Origin of the sequence: Nocardia donostiensis (assembly GCF_002081715.1) — a bacterium.
GTDB lineage: Bacteria > Actinomycetota > Actinomycetes > Mycobacteriales > Mycobacteriaceae > Nocardia > Nocardia donostiensis.
On record NZ_MUKP01000064.1, the window covers coordinates 1 to 15,671 of the forward strand.

Sequence of the window (15,671 nt, forward strand, 5' to 3'; positions counted from 1 at the left end):
CGGTGCAGGGAAGCGACGTCGGGGATCGGAGTCCAGGTCGACTCGACGGTTTCGCCGTCCGGCTCGGGTCGGAGTTGGCCGCCGGTGATGCGGACCTGGTAGAAGATGCCGACGTTCTGGTGTTCGGCTCCCACACGCGCGGCGGCCGCGGGGATCACCCGCGAGTCCACGCCCAGCAGGCGTTCGACCACAGCGTCGCAGCCGGTCTCTTCAGCGAACTCCCGGATCACCGTGTCGAACGGATCCTCCGCGTGCTCGACCCTGCCGCCGGGAAGGGTCCAGTTCCCCGACATGTGCTGGGTGAGCAGCACATGTCCGTCCTCGAGGCACACGGCGTACGCCGCCAGCCGGAAACTCATCCCCGCACCTCCGCACCGAACCGTAACCCGAGGCCCGCGCATCGCTGAGATTGCCCCGCCGTTCATGAGACCGGTTCGCCTTCGAGACGGATACGAAAGAGCCAGGCAGCGGTCTGAACAACATTACGACCCGCTCACAAGTTGAAAGCGGGTCGTTTCTGTGACGTCGAAGCCGATCACGGCTAGTTGATTTCAGCGTTTCCGCTGGTAGTAAGTGCGCCCGAAGGGATTCGAACCCCTAACCTTCTGATCCGTAGTCAGATGCTCTATCCGTTGAGCTACGGGCGCATGGCCTGTGTTCAGTTGTGACCCGGTTTCCCGGGTTTGGCGGAGGCGAGAGGATTTGAACCTCCGGTCCCCGTGAAGGGACAACTCATTAGCAGTGAGTCCCATTCGGCCGCTCTGGCACGCCTCCTGGAGCCTTCTCTTCGAGGGCACCGGTCCTTTCGAACCGCCGAGCAGCAAGGTTACAGTAGGTGGCCGCAAGAGTACAAAACGGCTGGTCAGTCAGCGTAGATGGCTGTCGAACCAGTCGAAGATGCGGGTTTGCGCATCCACCAGTTCGGCTTCGTCATCGTCGTCGCTGCCCGGTTTGTCGGCACGGTGCAGTTGGCCCGGGTAGCTGATCACCAGACTGGCCACCGGGGCTTTGGCACAGGCATCACGGAGCTTGTCCACTTCGTCGGGCGGGGTGGTCTCGTCCGAGCCGAACAGACCGAGCCACGGCGCCTGCAACCGGTCGGCCACCGTGACCAGAGCGTCGGCCTGCGCGGAGAGCGGGTCGACGATCCCGGGCGCGGCCACGCTTATCGCCGCACCGATCGGGCGGTTCGTTGCCACCAGGAACGCGGCCGTGCCAGCGGTGTCGAAACCGAGGGCGCCGATACAGTCCGGGAACACCCCGCGGCGGGTCAGCCAGTCGAAGCAGGCGTCGAAGTCTTCGAACAGTTCGTCACCGAACACACCTGACGACGACGCGGTCGCGCGGTGGAAAAGATCGGGCGCAACCACCGTCCAGCCCTCGGCGGCGAGAGCGTTCATCAGGTTCCGCAACTGGCCAGTGAACTCGCGGGACTCGTGCAGCAGCACGATGCCGCCGCGAGAGTGTCGTTCCGGTTCAACCACCGTGATGGGTACCTGCCCCACTGTCGCACGGGGGGTCTGCGTCGGTTCCTGTTCGTTTCCGCCGGCCGTCTCGTCGAGCCGCAGCCGCGCCATATCCTCATAAGTACCCGACATGAATCCAGCCTAGGGCGAGATACTGCTCTTGTGGAGAAATCACCTCTGAGCGGGGAGAAACGTGGCCGGGTTGCGACCAGGAATAAGGTTGAGGGGTGAGCGCGCAGATCCGGCCGGACCTAGATTCCATTCCGGCATACGTCCCCGGCCGCAGCCATCCCGGCGCGGTCAAACTGGCCAGTAACGAAACCACCTTCCCCCCGCTGCCCAGCGCGACGAAGGCCATTGCGGAAGCGGCGGAACTGGCCAACCGGTACCCGGACAACCAGTCCGGCGAGCTGCGTACCGCGCTTGCGGAGTTCCTCGGCGTAACTCCAGCGAACGTTTCCGTAGGTTGCGGCAGCGTTGCCCTGTGTCAGGAGCTGGTGCAGATCACCTGCTCCTCCCGTGAGGACGAGGTGCTGTTCGGGTGGCGTTCGTTCGAGGCGTACCCGATCATCACCCAGATCGGTAACGCGACCGCGGTGCCGGTGCCGCTCACCCAGGATCATGTGCACGACCTGGACGCGCTCGCCGCCGCGGTGACCGAGCGGACCCGGTTGATCTTCGTCTGCAACCCCAACAACCCGACCGGAACCGCGGTGGGCAGGGCGGCGCTCACCCGTTTCCTGGACGCTGTGCCGTCGCGAGTGCTGGTTGCGCTGGACGAGGCCTACTACGAGTACCTGCGGTGGACGCCCGAGGATCGTCCCGATGGTGTGGAGTTCGCCCGCACCCGGCCCAATGTCGTCGTGCTGCGCACCTTCTCCAAAGCCTACGGTCTGGCCGGGCTGCGCACCGGTTACGCCGTCGCCGCGCCCGAAGTGATCACCGCCCTGCTCAAAGTGCATATCCCGTTCAGCGTGAGTCGCGTCGCCCAAGCAGCCGCCATGGCCTCCCTGGAGGCCCGCCATGAGTTGCTCGAACGCACTGATGCGGTGGTCACCGAACGTGAGCGCGTGTACCGCGCGGTCAGCGCCGCCGGTTACCGCGTTCCGCCCAGCGAAGCCAACTTCGTGTGGCTCGCTCTCGGCGCGAACGCGGTGCCTTTCGCCGAAGGCTGCGCCGAAGCCGGTGTGCTGGTGCGCCCGTTCGACGGCGACGGTGTCCGCGTCACCATCGGCGACCCGCACGAAAACGACCTGTTCCTGAGCTTTGCGACAGACCCGGCGGTCGCGGGCCGGTTCGCCGGCGGGTAAGCCTGTTCCCGAACGCTGCTGTCAGCCGATCCCGAGCCCGCCCGCGATCGTGGGCCAGGACCGCTCCAATTCATCCGCCCAATACGGCCAGGAGTGGGTGCCGGTAGGCCGGAAGTGGGCGGTGTAGGGGATGCGGAGTTCGTCGAGACGGTTGGTGAGGCGGCGGGTGCAGAGGTTGGTTCCTGCTTCCAGCGGGCCGCCGAAACCGACCACGGTGGGCAGTTCCGGGTTGCCGAGGGTTTCGTGGATACCGGGCAGGCCGCTGCCGACGGAAATGTAGAGCGCCTTACCGCGCAGCGCTTCCGCGTGCAGCGTGACGTCGTGTTCCTTCCAGGCCGGATGGTGTTGCGGGCCGAACATATTGTCGGGGTCACCGTTGTAGGTGGCGACGACGGCGCGAGCCTGGGCCTGGCCCAGGTCGGTGCCGGTGGAGAAGCAGCCGCTGTGCGCGCCGACGGCGGAGTACAGGCCCGGTGTGCGCACTGCGAGCATCATCGCGGCCTCGGCACCCATGGACACACCCATCACAGCGTTGCGACCGTTACCGTCGAACCGGGCATCGATCAGCGGGGGCAGCTCCTCGGTGAGGAACGTTTCCCACATATTGGTGCCCAGCACCGGGTCCGGCTGCTGCCAGTCGGTGTAGAAGCTGGCGGGACCGCCGACGGTGAACACCACGTTGACGTTCTTGTCGGCATAGAACTCGGCGGCCTCGCCCTTGTGTAGCCAGTTGTTGCTGTCGGGCACGGTGCTGCGGCCGTCGAGCATGTAGACGGTGGGGCGAGGCTTACTGCGGTCGGGCGGCAGCATCACCAGCACCTCGACGGTGCGGCTCATCGACGGTGAGTCAACGAACACCCGCATCAGCCGATCGTCGATGGGCTCGACGCGGCTGATCTTCGGGCGGTTCGGCATCGGCCTGGTCTTCTCGGCGGGAGCTGGGCCCTCCGCGGAACCGGTATCGGGCTTAGGGATGGGAGCGGCGTGGGCCGCGGGGACACCGACTGCCGCCGCACCGATCAGCAGTGCAGCACTCACCAGCAGGTGGGACAGACAGGAGATCAGTCCGCGCCGAGACAGCATGATCACTATCCTGCCAGAGCGTTACCGACCGGTGAGCTACCCGATAACGGGCCTGTCCGAACTGTGATCTGTGTCCGATATGTACGGATATTTGTGCCGGCCTCGGTAGCCCGACGGAGAGGGGATGGCGCCCCTCTCCGTCCTGGCTGATCGTCAGATGATGTCGCGGCCCTCTGCCTTTGCCTTGCGCCACTCCCGGACGAACGCGCGGATGATCACGAACAGCACGCCGGCGACAACCAGCGGCCAGATCAGCACATACAGCGTGAGCAGGGCAGTCATGAGGTTTCCTTTCCGGCCGTAGCGAGATCATCCGGGCCCGCAACAGCCGCGGGTTGAGCGTCGAAATCTCCCGTACGTTCCTTGATGAGCGCGAAGTCGTACTCACACTTGGACATCAGGGTCAGCACAACGCAGGTGATGGTGCTGACCGAGTAGGCCACCAGGGACCCCGACAGCACCGGATAGCTGTGCAGGAAGCCGATCGCGAACGGCGCAGCGGCAACCGTCGCCACCGTGCCCACGATGAGGGCGACACGCTTACCGAAGAACCCGAACGCCATCAACCCGAGCACGACGCCGATACCGACTGTGGCCAGCACGTCGGAGACGATGCCAAGACCGCCCGACAGATCGATCCAGGAGAAGCGAACGGGCACGAACGCGGCAAGGCCGAGAACCACCGCCGCACTGAAAGCGAGGTTGGTGACCCGGTTCCAATAGAAACTCGCGATCACCGGGAACACGAGCGTTCCCCACATCGCGCCCACGAACACGAGCAGGTCGAGGATGTTCAGCTGGGAGCCTGCGAAGAAAAGCGCCGCCGCGATCGCAACGATCATGGTGATGCGGCCGAGGAGGACCATGGTGCGCGGGTTGGCCCGCTTCTTCCCAGCCACGTTGTGCCCATAGATATCGGCCATCACGATGGACGCGAGCGCGGTGAGGTCGGCGTCGGCCGTCGAGGACAGCGAGCCGATGATCATCACGAAGAACAGGCACAGCAACAAGGGACCCAGATAGGTCGCCGCCATCTGCGGTATGAGGTTGTTGACGTCGCCGTCCACGGGCTGGATGCCCGCATACAGGGCGATGACCCCGAGCATCCCGATCCCGATGATCGTGGCCCCGTACCCGAAAGTCGCGGTGACGAAAGTCTTCTTGATCAGATCCTCCCGTACCGCGAACAGCCGCTGCGCGATCGTCTGGTTGCCGATGGCGTACGCCAGCACGGCCGCGATGTACGGGGCGCCCTGATTGAAGAACGCATCCGAGGAAAAGAAGTTGCCCTGCTGCGGGGTCAGGTTCGCTGCTCCGGTCTCGAACAGTGCGGGGCCGCCCGCGGCGAAGAAGACCACCGGAATGATGATCACGACCGCGCCGAGCATGGCGAGCACCTGCGCGAAGTCGGTCAGCACCGAGGCACGGAACCCCGACCAGAGCGTGTACAGCAGAATCCCGGCCGCGATGGCCACGATGCCCTGGCTGAAAGTGAACGGCGTGAGCATCCCGATGAGCGCGCCGCCCGCGATCAGGTTCGAGGTCAGGCTGATCAAGCTGCCCACCACATTCGACCCGGCGAGCATGAGCTGGCTGGAGCGGCCGTGCCGGGCGTACATGACTTCGGCGATGGTGTGCGCACGTGGTGCGACCTGGCGGATACGCCGCCCGAACGGGTAGATCAGCAGGATCATCAGGGCGCCCCACAGCCCGTAGTGGATGGGGCCGGAGATCCCGTAGGTGTATCCGGAGGTGGCCGACGCATACATCGACGACGCCCAGATCCAGGTGGCCGTCATGGAGGCAGCGGAGATACCGAAGCCGATGCGGCCGCCACCGGTCATATATCCGTCGGCGTTCTCCTTCTTCCTGCTGATACGGATGGACATGTACAGACTGCCGCCGAAGAAAAGCAGTATGAGCAGGACCACGACGGGTCCCGAGAGGCGTTGTAGCTCGCCCACAGCGTTCTCACTTTCTCGTCATGAGCTCGGCCCCACTCGAGTGGGGCCGAGCGAACGGTTGGTGGGAACCTCTGTCAGTCGGGCGGAACGATGCGACGGGCGAAGCCGGCCGTGCGCTGTGCGAAATCCACAGAGCTCCTTTCATCCTGCGTGCTACCGCACCCGAGCCCCGCACATGCGGCGCTCACCCTCGACCGGTCGCACCAGTCGGATATGGGCGCGGAAAAGCCGTCTGCCCGCCTGCGCGTTCACTGCGGCTCGGGCAGCGCCGGGGACGTCCGAAGGAGTGGCATGCGCATATCTCGATCGACGCCGCGGCCTGCCGTAGCTACCGTGAAAGATCAGACACGATACGTGCGTGTCAGGCGGTGTGAAGTCCACGAAATCCCGTGCGCGACCAGGCCGCTCACGGGCGTGGCATCATTCAGGCAGCGGCGAACTCTCCGGGATCGGCCCCGGAGGTGAATCCATCCGTCTCGGCGGCAGCGAACCGTAGCGCTATCTGGCTACCTCGTACGGTGACGCCGAACGCGTCGCTCTCGATGGTCGGCAGGCCGGGTGTCGCGGCCGGGAGATCGGCGGCGTGGAAGACAGACCCCAGCGCACTGCCTCCAGCGGGCTTCACCTCGACGCCCGTGTGCTCCGAACCACAGAACAACGTCTCGAACCAGCCCACACTCATGCGGTGACCTTATCCGATACCCAGTTCAGGTGACCTAGGTCACCAATAACCTGCAGCTCAGCGCCACCCACTGACGAGAAGCCGCGACAATAGCAACCCGTGGATGTCATGCGATCACCGGTTGCGGCGATCGCATGCCAAAGGCTCGGAGGTATCCGCCACACCATCCACACCGCGAGCAGCGAACTGAGCCGCTTCGGACACGATTTCGCACATAACCTGCGCGAGAGCGCGCATAGCTATGCGTTGTCCGATCACGATATGCACCGAATCTTCGAGGAGAGAATCGTTCCCGAGCAGTTGGACGTCCCAGGGCGCAGTACAGGTGCGTCGGGCCAGCTCAGGCTGATCGTCGAGCTGGGACAGCCGGGGGCGGGAAAATCCACAGCCATCGACACCGTCGCCGCATCCTTCCGCGACCGCGGCGGAGCCGTCCCGCTGATCGCCGACAACTACATGCCGTATCACCCGCTGTTCGCCGAGCTGCGCGCCCGCGACGACTTCACCGCGGGAGACCACCTCTATCCGATCGCGGAAAGATGGCTCGATATGGCCATCGACTACGTCATCGCGAGCCGCAAACACGCCATCCTCGAGGAGGGCGCGGGCAACCCGCGACGGGCAGCGCGCGTAATCCAGCGATTCCAGCAGAACAACTATGCTGCAGCCGTCGAAGTCTTGGCCGTACCGCGCGCGGAAAGCGGGGCATCGGTCCTCACTCGGTTTCTCCACGAACGCCTGCGAGACGGCACGGGACGGTACGTGCCCACCAGCGCACAGGACATCTGTTTCACCGGCTCGGCCGACCTGCTGCGTTTGCTGGAGTCACCTGACCCACCGGTAGCCGTCGATGAGCTGCGGGTGCGCTCCCGGTCGGAGGTGCTGTTCGAAAACTATCGGGATACGCCGAGCGGATGGTCCAAGCCACCGGAAGGCTGGGACGCCCTGCAGGAAGAACGGGGCCGCGCACTCACACCGGACGAGAAGCACGCGCATTCCGAGCGGATGCAGGAATTCCATGAGGCACTCACCCAGGCGTACGCTCGCCACCCTGAGCAGGCTGCGGACTGGCACCGCCTGTCGCTCGAGATGGATCGGATGGCGGCGCTGGCACGATCCTGACGATTCATCCACGGCGCTGGTCTGGGCTTTCCTCACCCGCGGTGGGTCACCGTGAGAATGTTGCGGCACGCATTTCGGAGAAGAAAAAGCCCCTCACCTGAGTGAACAAGCAAGGGGCTGTGGCGGAGACGGAGGGATTTGAACCCCCGGTCGCTCTCACGACTCTCGCTTTCAAGGCGAGTGCATTCGGCCGCTCTGCCACGTCTCCAGGCCCCTGATGGTAACCGATCAACCGCTGCAGTCCGGCGGGCGTAGCCAGCGGCAGCGACGGTCAGCGGGGCATGGCGATCAGGTCGCGGTTCAGGCCGGTGACGTTCGGGCAGCCGGACAGGCCGAGCGCGGAATCGAAGTCGGCCAGCAGGATGCGCAACGCATGCCGGACACCGTCGGCTCCCGCGATTCCGAGACCATACGCCCACGGGCGGCCGTAGAGGACGGCTTTCGCGCCGAGCGCGAGCGCGATCAGCAGGTCGGAGCCGGTACGCACCCCGGAGTCGAACAGTACGTCCGCACGATCCCCGACGGCCGCGACGACCGCGGGCAGTGCGTCCAGTGTCGCGATGGCACCGTCGACCTGGCGGCCTCCGTGGTTGCTGACGACGACGCCGTCGGCCCCCGACTCGACCACCAGCCGCGCGTCGTCGGGATGCAGGATGCCTTTCACCGCGATCGGCAGATCGGTCCATTCGCGCAGATGCGCGATATCGGCGGGGCGCAGTTTGTGATTGCCGAACAGGCCGACCCAGGTGAGGATCGCGGTGCGCATCGCGTCCACGCTCTCCTCCGGCGGGGTGGGCAGTTTCGCACGGAACACCGGATCGGTCAGGTAGTTCGCGATACCCTTGCCGTGCAGGAACGGCAGATGCCCGAGCTCCAGGTCGCGCGGCCGCCACCCCAGCGATGGGGTGTCGACGGTGACCATGATCGCCTTCGCGCCCGCGTTCTCGGCGCGCCGCACCAACGAACGGGCCAACTCCTCGTCGGCGGGCCAGTACAGCTGATACCACCAGTCCTCGGCGACAGCACCGACTTCCTCGATGGTCGACGACGCCGCCGTCGACAGCACCGTACCCACACCCAGCTCCCGCGCAACCTCCGCGACCATCACTTCACCGCGCTCGGCCAGCAACCCCAACACCCCGATCGGCGCGGTCAGCACCGGCGCGGCCAATGTGGTCCCCAGCACCTCCACCGACAGGTCGCGCACGCCGGGACCGGTGGTCCCGCACAGCATCCGCGGCACGATCCGGTACCGGTCGAATGCCGCCCGGTTGGCGGCGGCGGTCCGCTCACTGGACGCACTGCCCGCGACATAGGCGTAGGCGTGCGCATCGAGCAGTTCCCGCGCCCGTTCCTCCAGCCCGTCAGCCGTCATCGGCAACTCGGGCACCATCCCACCGAGACCGCGCAGGTAGATCTCGTTCTGGAAGTCGACGAAGCTCACACCGGGAACGCTAGTCGGCGCGTCGGTACCGCGTCCGCTGCTCCTCGGAAATTGTTGCGCGAGAGTGCTGCCCGGCCGACGTTCGAGTCGTTGCCTCGGACGCAGATCATCAGGTGCCGACGACAGCATCATGGGATGCAGGTTGATATCCGGGTATTCGCGCACCTGATCAGGGCTCTACTCGTGTCGGCGCGATCGCATCTCGTCGGCGACGACAGATGTCGGGCATGATTCGGCGACCCGGCATGCCGCACCGAAGGGCGTTGCGGTTTCGCTCGCTTCCTACTGGGGCACTATGGGGCGATGCGCGCTATCAACTTGACCGGTTTCGGTGAGCCCGAGGTGATGGAGTGGTCGGCGGCGCCCGACCCGGAACCCGGGCACGGCGAGGTGTTGATCGAGGTGGCCGCGTCCGGGGTGAACCGGGCCGATCTGCTGCAGCGGCGCGGGTACTATCCGCCGCCGCCCGGGGCGAGCGAGATTCTGGGGCTGGAGTGTTCCGGGGTGATCGCGGCTGTCGGTGCAGGTGTGGACGATTGGACGGTGGGCGACCGGGTGTGCGCGCTGCTGTCCGGTGGCGGGTACGCCGAAAAAGTGGTGGTGCCTGCCGGGCAGGTGCTGCCGGTGCCGGAGGGGCTGGACCTGGTGGCGGCAGCCGGGTTGCCCGAGGTGGCGGCGACAGTATGGTCGAACCTGGTGATGACGGCGGGGCTGCGCGCGGGTCAGCTGGTGTTGCTCCACGGCGGCGGCAGCGGGATCGGCACGCACGCGATCCAGGTTGCGGTCGCGCTCGGCGCGCGGGTGGCGGTGACCGCCGGGTCCGGCGAGAAACTGGAGCGCTGCCGGGAACTCGGCGCGAGCGTGCTGATCAACTATCGCGAACACGATTTCGTCGACCTGGTGTGCGCGGAAAAAGGTCTGGGCGGTGCGGGAGCCGACATCATCCTCGACAATATGGGCGCGGCCTACCTGTCGCGCAATGTGCAAGCCCTGGCCCCCGATGGGCAGCTGATCGTCATCGGAATGCAGGGCGGGGTCGCCGCGGAGCTGAACCTGGGCGCACTGCTGGCCAAACGCGGCACGATCCGCGCGATCGGGTTGCGCGGACGCCCGGCGACCGGACCGAGCAGCAAGGCCGAAATCGTCGCTGACATGCGGAAACGGCTGTGGCCGCTGCTCGCCGACGGCACCGTCGTCCCCGTGGTGCATGCGGAACTACCGATTACCGAGGCCGCGGCCGCGCATCGCATGCTCGACGAGACAGGAACTGTCGGCAAAGTGGTGTTGCGGGTGCGTGAGAACTGAGCGGAGCGAGCCCGGTCAGTCCAAAGCGGCGAGCGCGCGGCCGAACTGGTCGATCTCGAACTTCGCGGTGTAGGGCGCGAGTCCGACGGTCACCGCGCCGCCTGCGTCGTTGACGCCGAGCGCGTCGAGCAGTCTGCTGCCGCCGTGGGTGCCGCTGAGTACGCCGATCCGGCTGTCCGCCAGTTCGGCGGCGACCTTTTCCGCCTGCATCCCGTCCATGGTGAAACTGACAGTCGGGATGCGGGTGGAGGCTCTGCCGATCACGGTGAGGCGGGGAATGGTGTCCAGCACGCTCATCAGGTGCTCGAACAGTTGGTCGTGGTAGTCCTGCAGCGAGGTTATGGAGATTTCCAGGCGTTCGCGTCTGCTGCCGGTGGCGGCTTCATCCAGGCCTGCGAGGTAGTCGATGGAATTGGTGAGACCGGCAAGCAGCGCATACTGGTGTCCGCCGACCTCGAGCCGTTCAGCGCCCTTGGCGTAGGGGTTCAGCGACATCGAGGGGATGCGGTCGAGGAACGCGGGGTCGCGGAACACCAGCGCACCCACCGCGGGTCCGCCCCATGCCGGCGCGCTCAACGCGACCACATCGGCATTGAGTTCCTCGATATCGATGAGCGCATATGGCGCGGCACCGACGGCGTCGGCGACGAGCAGCCCGCCCACCTCATGCACCCGGTCGGCGGCCACCCGCACGGCGGGCGCCGAACCGACGATCGGTGAGGCCGCGGTCAACGCGACCAGCCGCGCGGTGGGGCCGATCAGCTCCTCGAACTGCCAGGCAGGCATTTCGCAGGTCTCGATCTCCACCTCGGCCCAGCGCACATGCGCCCCGTAACGGTTGGCGATACGTAACCAGGGCGCGACATTCGCCTCATCGTCCAGCCGCGACAGCACGATCCCGGTGCCGAGCCCCAGACGCGAACTCAGCGATTCGGCCAGCCAGGCCAGCAATACCGCACGGTCCGGACCGAGCACCACACCGGCTGGGTCGCCGCCGACCAGATCCGCGACGGCCTCGCGGGCCGAGTCGAGGATCGCGGCGCTACGCTTTGCGGCGCCGTATCGGCCGATATGCGAGAAAGACGAGGTACGGAAACCGGTGGAAACGGCGCGCGAAACCGACTCCGGAACCAACATGCCCGCCTGCGGGTCCAGATGGATCCAGCCGTCGCCCAGGGACGGTATCAGGCCCCGAACCCGCGCGACGTCGTAAGTCATGCTGGTCACTCTAAGGCCAGCGACGTATGCTCGGTAACCCTGGTCCGGGGCTGTCGGAGTAGCCGCCACCACCGGCTTTAGCGCGTTCGTGGGTGAAGCGACATGATAGGGAACATGACGCAATCGGATGATGCCTCGGATCCCGTTGTCGTGATCGGACCGGAAGGTCGCCCGCTCATTCTCTCGTCGGGCGCTGAATCGGGCACGCCATTGGACGGGGGTGCGCAGCGCTCCGACGACGCAGACGACCGTGCGGACTCCGATGAATCGCTCGCCGATATGGTCGAGCAGCCCGCGAAGGTCATGCGCATCGGCACCATGATCAAACAGCTGTTGGAGGAGGTGCGCGCCGCCCCGCTCGACGACGCGAGCCGGTCCCGGCTGCGGGAAATCCACAAATCCTCGATTCGTGAGCTGGAACAGGGCCTTGCCCCGGAACTGCGCGAGGAGCTGGAGCGGCTGGCGCTGCCGCTGAGCGAGGAGTCGACCCCGTCGGACGCCGAGCTGCGGATCGCGCAAGCCCAGCTGGTCGGCTGGCTGGAGGGCCTGTTCCACGGCATCCAGACGGCGCTGTTCGCCCAGCAGATGGCGGCGCGAGCGCAGCTGGAGCAAATGCGGCAGGGGGCGCTGCCGCCGGGTATCCACACGGCCGAGACCCGCGGGGGACAGCACAACCAGTCCATCGGAGGCCACGGACAGTACCTCTGATCTGACGCTCGGAAATCGGATGCGGACCATGCGCGCGTGTGCCAGACGGGGCGCCGCGGCACTGCCGGGGTAGTGTCGTGCACCGTGCCCGCCGCTGCCGCTCGCCCCGACTCGGTAAACGATGTGAGTACGGGGCGCACCGAAGAGAGCTCAGTGCCTCCAGACAACACCCCAGTCGTAGATGAGAAACGAGTGAGTTCCAAGCAGACCACGGCCGCCGAGAGCAGTACCGACGCCCCGGCGGCCGACGAACCGGCTCCGATCACGTCCGACTCTCAGTCGTTCGCGCGCGCCTGGCGGGACCTACGCGAGGGGTTCTCCCAGCGTGAGCTGTGGCTGTCGCTGGGCTGGCAAGACATCAAACAGCGTTATCGGCGCTCGGTGCTCGGCCCGTTCTGGATCACTATCGCCACCGGTGTGCAGGCCACGGCGATCGGCATCCTGTACGCGGCGCTGCTGGGGCAGCCGCTGCGGGAGTACCTGCCGTATGTCGCGGTGGGCCTGATCGTCTGGAATGTGATCCAGGCGAGCATTTTGGAAGGCTCGGAGGTGTTCATCGCCAATGAGGGGCTGATCAAACAGCTGCCCTCGGCGTTGAGTGTGCACGTGTATCGGCTGGTGTGGCGGCAGATGCTGTTCTTCGCCCACAACCTGCTGATCTATCTGATCGTGCTCGCCGCCTTCGGGGTGTGGCAGAACCTGCACCCGACGGCGATCCTCGCCGTTCCGGCGCTGGGGTTGATCTTCCTCAACGGTATGTGGGTGTCGATCGTGTTCGGCATCTTCAGCACCCGCTACCGCGATATCGCGCCCATTCTCAGCAGCCTCACCCTGATGCTGTTCGTGCTGACCCCGGTCATGTGGAACACCAAGAGCCTGCAGGCCCAGGGCGGCGAGGTCGCCGAACGCGCGAAATTGGCCGAAGTGATCCCGACCTACCACTATCTGGAAATCGTGCGCGCCCCGCTGCTCGGTGACGACCAGAAGCTGTACCACTGGGTGATCGTCGGTGCTATCACCCTGGTCGGGTGGATCGCCGCCGCCTTTGCCATGAAGCAGTACCGTTCGCGCGTGCCGTACTGGGTATAGGAGGCGCAGGGCCATGACCGACAACGTGAGCATCGAAACCCGCGACGCGTGGGTCGAATTCCCGATCTTCGACGCGAAATCACGGTCGTTGAAGAAGGCTTTTCTCGGCAAGGCCGGCGGCACCATCGGCCGCAACCAGTCCGATGTGGTGGTCGTGGAAGCGTTGCGCGACATCACGCTGTCCTTGAAGGAAGGCGACCGGGTGGGGCTGGTCGGCCATAACGGCGCGGGCAAATCCACGCTGCTGCGGCTGCTTTCCGGCATCTACGAACCGACGCGCGGCAGCGCCCGCATCCGGGGACGGGTGGCGCCGGTCTTCGACCTCGGCGTCGGGATGGACCCGGAGATCTCCGGTTACGAGAACATCATCATCCGCGGACTGTTCCTCGGGCAGACCCGCAAACAGATGCTGTCGAAGATCGATGAGATCGCCGAGTTCACCGAACTCGGGGAATACCTGTCCATGCCGCTGCGCACCTACTCCACGGGTATGCGGGTGCGGCTGGCCATGGGCGTGGTCACCTCGATCGACCCGGAAATCCTGCTGCTGGACGAGGGTATCGGTGCCGTCGATGCGGAGTTCATGAAAAAAGCCCGGCTGCGGTTGCAGGAATTGGTTGCCCGATCCGGCATCCTGGTGTTCGCCAGCCATTCCAACGAGTTCCTGGCCCAACTGTGTGATAGCGCGCTGTGGATCGACCACGGACAGGTGCGGTTGCAGGGCGGGATCGAAGAAGTGGTGCGGGCATACGAAGGCCCCGATGCGGGAAACCATGTGGCGACCGTGCTGCGCGAGCTGGAAGCCGAACGCGGCGCCGACCGGGAACGAGAACTGGAGCGAAATCAGGCATGAGCGGTCAGCGGCCGGAGGAGGCAGCGAAGCGTGACCACGAAGGCCGCCCGCACATGCCCCAAGAACACAGCATGAGCGGTGTTGGTTCGCCTGCGGGCGCAGCGGAGAGCGCTGACGCGGCCGCGGTGCTGCCCGAGGTCACATTCGGAGCCGACGCCAAGATCGTCGCTGTCGTGGTCACTCATAAACGGCGTGAACTGCTCACCGAATCGCTGAAAGCCGTCGCCACTCAGTCGCGGCCGGTGGACCACCTGATCGTGGTCGACAACGGTAACGAACCCGAAGTCGCGCAGCTGGTGAAAGACCAGCCGCTGGAAACCACCTATCTCGGTTCCGCGCACAACCTCGGCGGCGCGGGTGGGTTCGCGCTGGGCATCCTGCACGCCCTCACCCTCGGCGCGGATTGGGTGTGGCTGGCCGATGACGACGGGCGACCCGACGGCCCTGATGTGCTGTCCACTCTGTTCGACTGTGCGCGCAAGCATCAGTTGGTCGAGGTGTCGCCGGTGGTCTGCGATATCGATGAACCCGATCGGTTGGCGTTCCCGCTGCGCCGCGGTGTGGTGTGGCGGCGGTTGCGTTCGGAACTCGGCGACGACGATTTCCTGCCCGGTATCGCCTCGCTGTTCAACGGCGCGCTCATCTCGGCTCAGGCGGTGGATGTGATCGGTGTCCCCGATCTGCGGTTGTTCGTCCGCGGCGACGAGGTCGAGGTGCATCGCCGCCTGGTCCGCTCCGGCCTGCCGTTCGGCACCTGCCTGCAAACCGCCTATCTGCATCCCAATGGCGCTGCGGAATTCAAACCGATCCTCGGTGGCCGCATGCACACCCAGTATCCCGACGACCCGGTCAAGCGCTACTTCACCTACCGAAATCGCGGCTACCTTATGTCGCAGCCGGGAATGCGGAAACTGCTGCCGCAGGAGTGGATCCGCTTCTCCTGGTTCTTCCTCGTCACCCGCCGCGACCCGGCCGGGCTGCGCGAATGGTTCCATCTGCGCAGCCTCGGGCGTAACGAACAATTCGGGAAGCCGGAGTAGGTGTTTCTGCCGGGCGTGGTTTCGCCGGCTCTTCGGAAAACCATTTGCCGAAGGGCCCCGTGGATGCGATTGTGGTCCCGACCGCGAGGTGAGTGAGGAGGTGGATTTCGTGACCACGGTGTGGTTTGCCGTGCCCTGGCGCGCTGTGCGGGTGCATGCCGCCGGACGGAATTCCCTCACTATCCACATTTGCTGAGCCCGGGCGGGCTCGGCACCCGACGGAGGTCTCACTCATCATGGTCGATTACGACCTGCTCGTTCCCTACGGCTGGACCGAGGCCGTTTCCGAGCGTTACCGCTCGATGATTTCCGAAGACGGTTTTCCCGCGCGCATCGTGCGGATGGACCGTGGTGAATGCGATGTCGCGACGCCTGCCGGGCCCGCGC

15 protein-coding genes and 3 tRNA genes are annotated in these 15,671 nt (G+C 65.8%); 7 read left to right on the plus strand and 11 right to left on the minus strand.

Going from position 1 to position 15,671, the window contains the following annotated elements:
- The 4 genes from B0T44_RS24480 to B0T44_RS24495 all read right to left on the minus strand — a co-directional run.
- Window positions 1–359 (minus strand): NUDIX hydrolase (locus tag B0T44_RS24480; RefSeq protein ID WP_139795347.1); only part of this gene is annotated, 359 nt, incomplete at its 3' end.
- 215 nt (window positions 360–574) lie between these two features.
- A tRNA-Arg gene (locus B0T44_RS24485) sits at window positions 575–647 on the minus strand.
- A 37-nt stretch (window positions 648–684) separates the two neighbouring features.
- Window positions 685–774: transfer RNA gene (locus tag B0T44_RS24490), tRNA-Ser, on the minus strand.
- Between the two features lie 92 nt (window positions 775–866).
- Window positions 867–1,598, minus strand: a complete 732-nt coding sequence (locus B0T44_RS24495) for a dienelactone hydrolase family protein (RefSeq protein ID WP_077120763.1) — start codon at window positions 1,596–1,598, stop codon at window positions 867–869.
- Window positions 1,599–1,693: 95 nt separating this feature from the next.
- Here B0T44_RS24495 and hisC point away from each other — a divergent pair, with 95 nt between their 5' ends.
- Window positions 1,694–2,776: a histidinol-phosphate transaminase gene (gene hisC, locus B0T44_RS24500; RefSeq protein WP_077120761.1), complete on the plus strand. Its 1,083-nt coding sequence runs from the start codon at window positions 1,694–1,696 to the stop codon at window positions 2,774–2,776.
- 21 nt (window positions 2,777–2,797) lie between these two features.
- Here the strand turns inward: hisC and B0T44_RS24505 are convergent, their stop codons facing one another.
- The 4 genes from B0T44_RS24505 to B0T44_RS24515 all read right to left on the minus strand — a co-directional run bounded on the left by B0T44_RS24505 (window position 2,798) and on the right by B0T44_RS24515 (window position 6,505).
- Entirely contained in the window at window positions 2,798–3,859 is a 1,062-nt protein-coding gene (locus tag B0T44_RS24505) for an alpha/beta hydrolase (RefSeq protein ID WP_077120868.1), read from the minus strand.
- A gap of 153 nt (window positions 3,860–4,012) precedes the next feature.
- Entirely contained in the window at window positions 4,013–4,141 is a 129-nt protein-coding gene (locus tag B0T44_RS27665) for a putative transporter small subunit (RefSeq protein WP_217697552.1), read from the minus strand.
- Complete coding sequence (locus tag B0T44_RS24510; protein ID WP_139347979.1) at window positions 4,138–5,748, minus strand: sodium:solute symporter family protein; 1,611 nt, start codon at window positions 5,746–5,748, stop codon at window positions 4,138–4,140. The genes B0T44_RS27665 and B0T44_RS24510 overlap by 4 nt, the downstream gene beginning before the upstream one ends.
- 499 nt (window positions 5,749–6,247) lie before the next feature.
- Window positions 6,248–6,505, minus strand: a complete 258-nt coding sequence (locus B0T44_RS24515) for a hypothetical protein (protein WP_077120757.1) — start codon at window positions 6,503–6,505, stop codon at window positions 6,248–6,250.
- A gap of 261 nt (window positions 6,506–6,766) precedes the next feature.
- On the opposite strand from B0T44_RS24515, the gene B0T44_RS24520 reads away from it, so the two are divergent.
- Entirely contained in the window at window positions 6,767–7,627 is an 861-nt protein-coding gene (locus tag B0T44_RS24520) for a zeta toxin family protein (RefSeq protein ID WP_175648126.1), read from the plus strand.
- A 120-nt stretch (window positions 7,628–7,747) separates the two neighbouring features.
- Here the strand turns inward: B0T44_RS24520 and B0T44_RS24525 are convergent.
- Together B0T44_RS24525 and B0T44_RS24530 are read right to left on the minus strand one after the other, a co-directional pair.
- Window positions 7,748–7,835: transfer RNA gene (locus B0T44_RS24525), tRNA-Ser, on the minus strand.
- 63 nt (window positions 7,836–7,898) lie between these two features.
- Window positions 7,899–9,071, minus strand: a complete 1,173-nt coding sequence (locus B0T44_RS24530; protein WP_438269039.1) for a lactate 2-monooxygenase — start codon at window positions 9,069–9,071, stop codon at window positions 7,899–7,901.
- 303 nt (window positions 9,072–9,374) lie between these two features.
- Here B0T44_RS24530 and B0T44_RS24535 point away from each other — a divergent pair, with 303 nt between their 5' ends.
- Entirely contained in the window at window positions 9,375–10,376 is a 1,002-nt protein-coding gene (locus B0T44_RS24535; protein WP_077120753.1) for an NAD(P)H-quinone oxidoreductase, read from the plus strand.
- Between the two features lie 15 nt (window positions 10,377–10,391).
- Here B0T44_RS24535 and B0T44_RS24540 read toward each other — a convergent pair whose 3' ends face one another.
- Complete coding sequence (locus tag B0T44_RS24540) at window positions 10,392–11,594, minus strand: cysteine desulfurase-like protein (RefSeq protein ID WP_077120750.1); 1,203 nt, start codon at window positions 11,592–11,594, stop codon at window positions 10,392–10,394.
- Between the two features lie 114 nt (window positions 11,595–11,708).
- Between B0T44_RS24540 and B0T44_RS24545 the strand changes: the two genes are divergently transcribed.
- From B0T44_RS24545 to glfT1, 4 genes are all read left to right on the plus strand, one after another.
- Window positions 11,709–12,302 carry a bacterial proteasome activator family protein gene (locus B0T44_RS24545; RefSeq protein ID WP_139347978.1) on the plus strand — a complete coding sequence of 198 codons (594 nt, stop codon included), beginning with the start codon at window positions 11,709–11,711 and terminating at the stop codon, window positions 12,300–12,302.
- A 261-nt stretch (window positions 12,303–12,563) separates the two neighbouring features.
- The gene (gene wzm / locus B0T44_RS24550) at window positions 12,564–13,391 is read left to right on the plus strand and encodes a galactan export ABC transporter permease subunit Wzm/RfbD (RefSeq protein ID WP_077120862.1); all 828 of its coding nucleotides are present in this window, start codon (window positions 12,564–12,566) and stop codon (window positions 13,389–13,391) included.
- 13 nt (window positions 13,392–13,404) lie between these two features.
- Window positions 13,405–14,244 (plus strand): galactan export ABC transporter ATP-binding subunit Wzt/RfbE, encoded by an 840-nt coding sequence (gene wzt / locus B0T44_RS24555; protein ID WP_077120748.1) that lies wholly within the window; start codon window positions 13,405–13,407, stop codon window positions 14,242–14,244.
- A gap of 71 nt (window positions 14,245–14,315) precedes the next feature.
- Window positions 14,316–15,284, plus strand: a complete 969-nt coding sequence (gene glfT1 / locus B0T44_RS24560; RefSeq protein WP_254854239.1) for a galactofuranosyltransferase GlfT1 — start codon at window positions 14,316–14,318, stop codon at window positions 15,282–15,284.
- Window positions 15,285–15,671: the final 387 nt, after the last annotated feature.